7 protein-coding genes are annotated in these 8,604 nt (G+C 72.7%); 4 read left to right on the top strand and 3 right to left on the bottom strand.

What is annotated here, in order from left to right; translation table 11 throughout:
- The first annotated feature begins 26 nt into the window (after window positions 1–26).
- Window positions 27–257 carry a hypothetical protein gene (locus tag HNR68_RS14880; protein ID WP_179721420.1) on the top strand — a complete coding sequence of 77 codons (231 nt, stop codon included), beginning with the start codon at window positions 27–29 and terminating at the stop codon, window positions 255–257.
- Between the two features lie 16 nt (window positions 258–273).
- On the opposite strand, the gene HNR68_RS14875 is transcribed toward HNR68_RS14880, so the two are convergent.
- Window positions 274–1,767 carry an amidase gene (locus HNR68_RS14875; RefSeq protein WP_343050161.1) on the bottom strand — a complete coding sequence of 498 codons (1,494 nt, stop codon included), beginning with the start codon at window positions 1,765–1,767 and terminating at the stop codon, window positions 274–276.
- A 289-nt stretch (window positions 1,768–2,056) separates the two neighbouring features.
- Between HNR68_RS14875 and HNR68_RS14870 the strand changes: the two genes are divergently transcribed.
- Complete coding sequence (locus HNR68_RS14870) at window positions 2,057–3,985, top strand: AfsR/SARP family transcriptional regulator (RefSeq protein WP_343050160.1); 1,929 nt, start codon at window positions 2,057–2,059, stop codon at window positions 3,983–3,985.
- Here HNR68_RS14870 and HNR68_RS14865 read toward each other — a convergent pair.
- Both HNR68_RS14865 and HNR68_RS14860 read right to left on the bottom strand, forming a co-directional pair.
- Window positions 3,969–4,922 carry an ornithine carbamoyltransferase gene (locus HNR68_RS14865; protein ID WP_179721414.1) on the bottom strand — a complete coding sequence of 318 codons (954 nt, stop codon included), beginning with the start codon at window positions 4,920–4,922 and terminating at the stop codon, window positions 3,969–3,971. The genes HNR68_RS14870 and HNR68_RS14865 overlap by 17 nt on opposite strands.
- A 326-nt stretch (window positions 4,923–5,248) precedes the next feature.
- On the bottom strand, window positions 5,249–6,025 hold the full coding sequence (locus tag HNR68_RS14860) for an enoyl-CoA hydratase (RefSeq protein ID WP_179721412.1): 777 nt from the start codon (window positions 6,023–6,025) through the stop codon (window positions 5,249–5,251).
- Between the two features lie 206 nt (window positions 6,026–6,231).
- Between HNR68_RS14860 and HNR68_RS14855 the strand changes: the two genes are divergently transcribed.
- Together HNR68_RS14855 and HNR68_RS14850 are read left to right on the top strand one after the other, a co-directional pair.
- A complete protein-coding gene (locus tag HNR68_RS14855; RefSeq protein WP_179721410.1) occupies window positions 6,232–7,125 on the top strand; it encodes a LysR substrate-binding domain-containing protein in 894 nt (297 codons plus the stop codon).
- A 139-nt stretch (window positions 7,126–7,264) separates the two neighbouring features.
- Entirely contained in the window at window positions 7,265–8,587 is a 1,323-nt protein-coding gene (locus HNR68_RS14850) for an MFS transporter (protein ID WP_179721408.1), read from the top strand.
- The last annotated feature ends 17 nt before the right edge of the window (window positions 8,588–8,604 follow it).

Genomic DNA, 8,604 nt, shown 5'->3' with positions numbered 1-8,604 from the left:
GAACCCACCGTGGAAAGGAATTGAGGATGGGCGCTCTGGACACCGGTGTCCTCTCTTTGCTGATCGTGTCCGCCACCCTGCTGGTCGCCCTGTTCGGGTATTCCAGCATTCAACGAAATCGGCTCGCCCGAGAAATCCACGCGGAGAACGAGAGGACCCGTCAGCTGGCCGCTGAAACGCAGCGGATCCGGGACGAATTGAACGCGCTCACCACGGAGATCTCCGAATTGCGACGGTTGCTCACCGACGCCGCCTGACCAGCCACCCTCCCCCTCAGCCGACCGACGGCGGGGTGAAGGCGGGCGGGAAGAACGCGGGCTGGACCTGCTCGAACGCGTGCGCGATGCGCAGCAGGGTCCGCTCCGACCACGCCCCGGCCAGGAAGGTCACCCCGACCGGCAGCCCGCGCACCGCGCCCGCCGGTACGCTGATCGCCGGGTACCCGGCGAGCCCGGGGAGCAGCGCACTGCCCCGTGCGGGCGGATCGCCGTTGACCAGGTCGATCTTCCACGCCGGCCCGCCGGTCGGCGCAACCAGGGCGTCCAGCCGGTGCTCGCGCAGGACCGCGTCGATGCCCTCGTCCCGCGACAACCGGCGCATGGCGGCCAGGGCGGTCGAGTATGCCGGGTCGGTGAGGTCCCCGCTGAGCTCGTCGACCATCTCCAGCGTCTCCTGACCGGAGTGGGGCATCTCGACGTCGGCGTGCGCGCGGTTGTACTCGATCAGCTCCCGGATGCTGCGCGGGTGCTCGCCCGGTGCGCCGGCGAGGTAGGCGTCGAGGTGGTGCTTGACCTCCTGCAACTGGGCCAGCACGAGGCGCTCGTCGGACGTGGCCCGGGACAGGCTCGGCACCTCGACGGGGTCGACGACGGTCGCGCCCGCGGCCGCCAGCGCCCGGACCGCGTCCTCGGCGACGGCGTCGGCGTGGTCGTCGTACCCGAAGAACGCCTCGCGGGCCACGCCGATCCTGGTGCCGACCAGCGCGTCCGCGTCCAAGCAGGCCCGGTAGCCGCCGCGGGGCCGGCCCGCGGCCGCTGCCGTCGCCGGGTCACGCGGGTCCGCCCCGGCCAGCACGTCCAGCACGGTGGCCGCGTCCGCGACGGTGCGGCACAGCGGCCCGACGGTGTCCAGGCTCGGCACGCCGGGGATCATCCCCGCCCTGCTGGTCAGCCCCACGGTCGGCTTGAGACCGACGACGCCGTTGACCCCGGCCGGGCTGAGGATCGAGCCGATCGTCTCGGTGCCCAGCGCGAACCCGCACAGCCCGGCGACCACCGCCGCGGCCGACCCCGAGCTCGAGCCGTGCGGGGACCGGTCCAGCCGGTGGGGGTTGCGACCCTGGCCCCCGCGGGGGCTCCACCCCGCCGAGCCGCTGGTCCACCCGCTCTTGTTCGTCTTGCCCAGCACGATCGCGCCCGCTGCGCGCAGCTTCGCGACCACCGTCGCGTCCTGCGCCGGGCGCAGGCCCAGCAGCGCCGTGCTGCCGTTGCTGGTGTGCAGCTCGCCCACGGTCTCGAGGTTGTCCTTGACCAGGACGGGGATGCCGTGCAGCGGTCCGCGGAGCTCGCCGCGCCGCCGCTCGGCGTCACGCTCCTCGGCGATCGCCACCGCCTGCGGGTCGGTCTCCAGCACCGCCCGCAGCCCGGGCCCGCGCAGGTTGAGCCGGTCGATGCGGTCCAGGTGGAACCGGACGAGGTCGACCGCGCTGAACCGACCAGCCGACTGCCAGGACTGCATCTGGTCGATCGACGCTACGGCGAGTGCCACATCGTCGACGATCTCGCCACTGGTTGTCAACTTTTCGCCACTCCCTCTTTCGTCTCGTTATCGATGCCTTATCGCCGGGCCGGTCCCGGCACCCGGGCGCCACACCGGCCCGGTCGGCATCCCCCCAGGTCGAACCGCCCCCACGCACCGACATGACCGATCCGTCCGGAACGTCGGCAACCGTTCGGCAGGAACTGCGGCGGCACAAACGTCGTGAAATCGCAATGGATGCGCACTTCCACCCGATAGGATCAACACGTGCCTTCCAGGGCACTCCAGGGGGGGGGGAATGCGTTGGTACGGCAAGTTGTTCGTGGCGCACGGACAACAGGAAGAAGTCTTCATGACCGATCGTCTCAAATTCGGGCTGCTCGGGCCCTTGCACCTCGAGTTCGCGGAACGGAGGATTTCCATCGGCGGGCCTCGCCAACGAATCGTGCTCGCCATGCTGCTGTTGAACGCCGACCGGGTCGTCTCCATCGACCGGATCTCCGAAGCGGTCTGGAACGGGCACCCTCCGGCGACGGCCAGGACCCAGGTGGCGATCTGCGTCGCGGAACTGCGGAAGGCCTTCCGCGCCGCCGGTTTCCGTGACGACGTGCTGCTGACCTCCTCTCCGGGGTACCTGCTGCGCCGGGCCGAGCACGAGGTCGACCTGCTGTCGTTCCGGGCGAAGGTCGCGGAAGCGCGAGAACTCACCCACCGCGGCGAGATCGTGCGGGCCACCGAGCGCTACGACGAAGCCCTGGCGCTGTGGCGTGGGCGGGCGCTGTGCGACATCAGCTCCGCGGTCGTCGAGCTGGAGGCCGAGCGGCTGGAGGAGCAGAAGCTCGCCGTCCAGGAGGAGCGCACCGCGCTGCACCTCCAGCTCGGCAGGCACCGAGAGCTGATCAGCGAGCTCACCGCGCTGGTCGCGGAGAAACCGCTCCGGGAGCAGACCCGCGCCCAACTCATGCTCGCGCAGTACCGCGCGGGGCGACGCGCGGAGGCGATGGAGACGTTCCGCCAGGGCCGCCAGCACTTCATCGAGGAGATCGGCCTCGAACCCGGCCCGATCCTGCAGGAACTGCACGAGGCGATCCTCAACGACGACCCGGCGATCCAGGCACCGACCCGGCCGCGGCCACCCACCCGCCCGGTGACCCGGCCGAACACCTTCCCCGCCGACGTCGTCTCGTTCCACGGCCGGGCGGCCGAGATCGCCGCGCTGGACGAGCTCGCCGACGCGCCGGGGCCGACCGTCGCGCTGATCACCGGCTGCACCGGCATCGGCAAGAGCGCGCTGACCGTGCACTGGGCGCACCGCAAGGCCGAGGAGTTCACCGGCGGCGTGCTGTACGCGAACCTGCACGCGTGCTGCCGCGAGCCGCAGGAGTCCGACGCCCTGGAGACGGTGCAGCAGTTCCTCCGGCAGCTCGGGACCACCGCGTCCGACCTCCCCGACGACCTGGACACGGCCACGGCGCTGTACCAGGACCTCATGCGCGAGCGGCGGGCCCTGGTGCTGCTGGACAACGTCGCGACCTACCAGCAGATCCACCGCGTCCTGCCTCCGGGACCGCGGAGCACCGCGGTGGTCACCAGCCAGAACCAGATCACCGAGCTGGTCGGCACCGCGCTGTGGTTGCGGTTGCGGCCGGTCCGCGACCAGGAGGCGGTGGAGCTGCTCACCGAGCTGCTCGGCGACCGGGCCCGGGCTGAACCGCGTGCCACCGCCGAACTCGCCGAGCTGTGCGGCCGCCTCCCCGCGGCGTTGCGCATCGCGGCCAACAAGCTCATCGCCAAGCCGCACTGGACCGTTCAGCGGCTGGTGAACCGGCTCGCCGAACCGCGGACCCGGCTGGACCACCTGGAGCACGGCGGGGAGCGCCTGCGCAGCCGGATGCACGCCAGCTACCAGCGGTTGAGCCCCGACGTGGCGCGCATGTTCCGGCTGCTGGGCCGGCTGGACACCAGCGAGTTCGGTCTGCACGACGTGTGCGCCCTCCTGCGACTGGACCCGAACGAGGCGGAACGCCTCATCGAAAGCCTGGTGGACGTGCACCTGCTGGACGGCGTCCCCGGACCCGACACCGAGGACCTCCGCTACCGGTTCCCGCCGCTGCTGCGCACGTTCGCGGCGGAGCTGAACCACAACGAGGTGCGGGCGGCCGAAGCCGCCCGGCCACCGCGCCTGGTCGGCAGGTCCGCCAAGGCGGAGCTCAGGTTCGCGACCTGAGCGCCCACTCCAGCACCGCCATGGCGCCGTACATCTTGTTCTCAGCTTGGTCGAAGGCGATCGACCGCGGCCCGTCGAGCACGGCTGCGGTCGTCTCCTCGCCGCGGTGCGCGGGCAGGTCGTGCATGAACCGCGCCTCCGGGTACCGGTCGAGCAGCGCTTCGTCGACCCGGAACGGCTCGAACACCGCGCGCCAGTCCGGGTCCGCCTTGGTCGTGCCGGTGGTCTGCCACCGCGTCGTGTAGACGACGTCGGCGCCGGCGGGCAGGTCCGCCACGTCGTGGCTCTCCCGCAGCACGGACCCGGACCCCGCCGCGAACGACTCGGCCTGCGCCCGGACGTGCGGTTGCAGCCCGTAGCCGGGCGGGGTCAGCAGGTGCAGTTCCGTGCCCTCGAACCGCGGCAGCGACAACGCGAGCGCCGCCGCGGTGCTGTTGCCCTCCCCGACGTAGAGCACCCGGGCCCCGTCCACGCCGCCGAACTGCCGCTCGATCGTGACGAGGTCGCTCAGCGCCTGCGTCGGGTGCTCGTGCGCGCTCATCGCGTTGATGACCGGCATCCTCGGCTGCGCGGCGAGGGCCCGGAGCTCCTCGGTGCTGCCGGCGGTGCGGCAGACGAGCCCGTCGAGCATCCGGGACAGCACCTGCGCGGTGTCCTCGATGGTCTCCCCGGTGTTGGTCTGCAGGTCGTCCGGCCCGTAGGAGACGGTGCGCGCGCCGAGCCGCAGCGCCGCCGCGGAGAACGCGGTCCGGGTCCGGGTGGAGGTCTTGCGGAAGTAGATGCCGATGACGGCACCGGCCAGCGGCTCACCCGTTCGCTCACCACGCGCGAACGCCACCCCGTTGCGCACGATCTCCCTGATCTGCCCCAGGTCCAGGTCCGCCAGCGAGATGAGATCACCGCGCTGGGCGACGGGAACCGAACTGGGCGCTGCCATGGCACCTCCCACGAACGACGACGTACGACCGCGTTGCCACACGGCGCGTGCAGCCTGGCAGCCCGCGTTATCCCCGCCATATCGACGGCCGGGGCTCACCGCACGGCTGGCCGGGCGTCCGCGTCCACCCGGCGGCCAGAGCGCGTCGGGCAGCCGGGCCGCGGCCACGACGTCTCCCGGTCACCGGTGTCACCGACCCGGGACGCGGCCACCGTGTCACCGGGAGCGTGGGGCACCACCTTCGAACGGGCGGAGCCGGGGACGGCTGAGCGGACGCGGCGCACGTCCGCCCGCGGCGCGCCCACCGCGTCGCGGGCGGACGGTCGTCACCGCTTGCGGGTGAGGAAGTCGGTCATGTACCGCTGCGGTTCTCCGGTGTCGAAGGCGGCGGCGAACTCCGGGACGCTGGCCGCGATCGCCTCGTCGACCGGGAGGTCTTCCCACGCGCGCAGCAACCGCTTCTGCTGGCGCAGCGCGGACGGGCCGAAGCCCGCGAGCCGTTCGGCGCGGCGGCCGACCGCCGCGTCCAGATCGGACGGTTCGCACACCTCGTGCACGAGCCCCCACGACAGCGCGGTGGCGGCGTCGATCTGCTCACCGGTCAGCGTCAGCCACGCGGCGCGGCCGCTGCCCACCAGCCTGGGCAGCAGTGCGGCGTGGATGACCGACGGGATGCCGACGGCGACCTCGGGCATGCCGAAGCGCGCGTCGCTGCTGCTGATCCGCAGGTCGCACGCGGCCGCCAGTTCCAGGCCCGCGCCCAGGGCGTACCCGGCGATGCGGGCGACCACCGGCGCGGGGAAGCGCCGCACCGCCTCGCACAGCCCGCTCAGGCCGGTGATGAACTCCGCGGCGCTGTCGCGGTCCAGCGCGGCCATCTCGGCGATGTCGGCGCCGCCGACGAACGCGCGGTCGCCGGTGCCGCGCAGCACCAGCACCCGGACGCCGTCGGAGCCCGCCAGCTCCTCCACCGCGGCCGTGGCGTCGGCGATGACCGCGCTGCTGAGGATGTTCAGCGACTTGGCGCCGATGATCGTGACCGTGGCGATCCCGTCGCCGTCCACAGTGGTCGTCGCGTGCTCGGGAGTACGGGTGTTCGCCACAGCTGCTCCTCGCCAGGGTCGTGTCCGTCGTCCGCGCGCTCGGCCATCGCCGGGCACGCACGGGGACGACCCTAGATCGCCGACGCCGGAAGGGCCACGGTCGGAACCGCACCGGAACGACGCGCCCCGCGCCGAGGGCCCCTGGAACGAGGACGTGGTCAGTGGTATGGAAGCGAGGTGACTACGGCACCTGCCAGGGGGTCGCGATGGAACTGAGGCACCTCTCCGCGTTCGTCGCCGTCGCCGAGGAGCTCCACTTCGGTCGCGCCGCCGCCCGCCTGCACATGACGCAACCACCGCTGAGCCAGCAGATCCGGCAGCTGGAGAAGGACCTCGGCGTGGCGCTGTTCGAGCGCAACACGCGGTCCGTGCAGCTGACCGCGGCGGGCCGGACGTTCCTCGGACCGGCCCGCGACGCGCTGGCCGCCGCCGCGGTCGCCCGGCGGGCCGCCCGGGCCGCCGGGCGCGGCGAGGTCGGCGCGGTCTCCCTCGGGTTCGCCGGCGCGAGCAGCGCCGTCACCCTGCCGGTGCTGACCCGCGCCGTCGCTGCCGAGCTGCCGGGCGTGGAGATGACGTTGCGCGGCCCCTGGTACTCCGGCGAGCCCACGGGGCGCATCGCCGAGGGCACCCTCGACCTGGGCTTCGCCACCGTGTCGGGCACCCGCGGACTCGCCTCGCGCTTGGTGCGGCGGGACCGCTTGATGGTCGCCCTCGCCGACGTGCACCCGCTGGCCGGCCGGTCCGAGATCGAGCTGGCCGAGCTCGCCGGGGAGCGGTTCGTCGCCTTCCCCGCCGGGCGCGGCTCCGAGGTGCGCGAGCTGTTCGTCAGCTCCTGCCTCGACGCGGGTTTCATGCCCACCGTGGTGCAGGAGGCCCCTGACTCCTTCAGCCTGCTGGCCATGGTCGGCGCCGGCGTCGGCATCGCGCTCGTCGTCGAAGCGGCGCAGAGCATCCGGCTCGACCACGTCACCTTCGTGCCGCTCGCCGAGCCGGCACCGGTCCTCCCGGTCTCCCTCGTCTGGCGGCAGGGCGACGACTCCGCCGTGCTGCGCGCGGTGCTCGACCTCGCCGAGCAGGTGCTGCCGACCCCCGCGGATTGAGTCGCAGCGCGACTCACTGGAGCTGTCGATCGGACTTGGACCGAACCTGATCCGGGGTGCCATGGTGTTCCCGGTCACTGCCCCCCGCCGGTCGCGGGCGGGCGGTGCTCCAGGAGGCAGCGCTCAGAGAGGAGCCGCCATGGTCGAGCACCCAGCAGCGTCCCGGATGAGCCGGGACGCCCGCCGCGCCGGGCTCAGCGCCTTCGCCGGCACGACCCTCGAGTGGTTCGACTTCTACATCTACGGGTCCGCGGCGGCCCTGGTCTTCGGGGAGGTCTTCTTCGCCGGGGCGCCCGCGGCCGTCGGTGTCCTCGCCTCGTTCGGCACGTTCTGGGTCGGTTTCCTGGCCCGCCCGCTCGGCGGGCTCGTCTTCGGGCACCTCGGGGACCGGCACGGCCGCAAGTCCGCGCTCATCGTGACCCTGGCGATGATGGGTGCGGCCACCGTGGCCATCGGCCTGCTGCCCGGTTACGCCCAGATCGGCGCCGCCGCACCGGTCCTGCTCGTGGTCCTGCGGATGGTGCAGGGCGTCGCGGTCGGCGGTGAGTGGGGCGGCGCGGTGCTCATCGCCACCGAGCACGCTCCGCCCGGGAAGCGGCTGCTCTACGGCGCTTTCGCCCAGCAGGGCTCGCCCGTCGGGAACCTGCTGGCGACGCTGGCGTTCCTCGCCGTCGCCCAGCTGCCCGACGAGGACTTCCTCGCGTGGGGCTGGCGCGTCCCGTTCCTGGCCTCGGCCGTGCTCGTGGTCGTCGGGCTGTTCGTCCGGCTCCGCCTCGGCGAGACCCCGGAGATGGCCCGGTTGCTGGAGCAGAGGAAGGCGACGGGTCTGCCCGCGAAGGTGGTCCTGACGCGGTACCCGGGCCTGCTGGCCCTCGGGACGTGCGCCTGCATCGCCGGGGTCGCGCTCACCTACGTCAAGAGCACCTTCGCGCTGTCCTGGGCCACCGGCGGTGACGCCCCGCTGTTCGACCGCTCCACGTTCCTGGTGGTCGTCGCGATCGCGCTGGCCGTGCAGGTCGTCGGGCAGCCGTTCGGCGCCGTGCTGGGCAGCCGGGTCAACCTGCGGCGGGCCGTGTTCTGGATGCTGCTGCCGGAGGTCGTCTTCCTGCCGCTGCTGTTCGTGCTGGTCCACACCGGGTCGTTCTGGTGGGCCACCGTCGGCATGGCGCTGGCCACCGTCCCGCACGCGATGTACTACGCGGTCATGGCGGGCGTGCTCTCCGCCGCCTTCCCCACCGAGGTCCGCTACACCGGGATCTCGCTGTGCTACCAGCTCTGCGCGACGCTGTTCTCCGGCACGGCGCCGTTCTTCTGCCAGCTGCTGCTCACCACCACCGGCACGATCTGGTCCGTCGTCGGGCTCGGCCTGCTCTACGTGGCGATCACCCTGTCCGCTGTGGTGCCGCTGCTGCGCCGGACCACCACCCCGCACCCCAGCGCTGCGCGCGCTCCCGCGCAGTGACACGAACCGTGGAGGGA

Source organism: Saccharopolyspora hordei (assembly GCF_013410345.1).
In the GTDB taxonomy this organism is placed as follows: Bacteria; Actinomycetota; Actinomycetes; order Mycobacteriales; family Pseudonocardiaceae; genus Saccharopolyspora; species Saccharopolyspora hordei.
The sequence above is the reverse complement of the archived record's forward strand: the minus strand, read 5'-3'. Positions and strand labels throughout refer to the sequence as shown.

What these genes read in the sequence shown, in the direction of transcription:
- HNR68_RS14850 (WP_179721408.1), top strand. Translation starts at nt 7,265, where the DNA reads ATGGTCGAGCACCCAGCAGCGTCCCGGATGAGCCGGGACGCCCGCCGC.
- HNR68_RS14870 (WP_343050160.1), top strand. Translation starts at nt 2,057, where the DNA reads ATGCGTTGGTACGGCAAGTTGTTCGTGGCGCACGGACAACAGGAAGAA.
- HNR68_RS14880 (WP_179721420.1), top strand. Translation starts at nt 27, where the DNA reads ATGGGCGCTCTGGACACCGGTGTCCTCTCTTTGCTGATCGTGTCCGCC.
- HNR68_RS14865 (WP_179721414.1), bottom strand. Translation starts at nt 4,922, where the DNA reads ATGGCAGCGCCCAGTTCGGTTCCCGTCGCCCAGCGCGGTGATCTCATC.
- HNR68_RS14855 (WP_179721410.1), top strand. Translation starts at nt 6,232, where the DNA reads ATGGAACTGAGGCACCTCTCCGCGTTCGTCGCCGTCGCCGAGGAGCTC.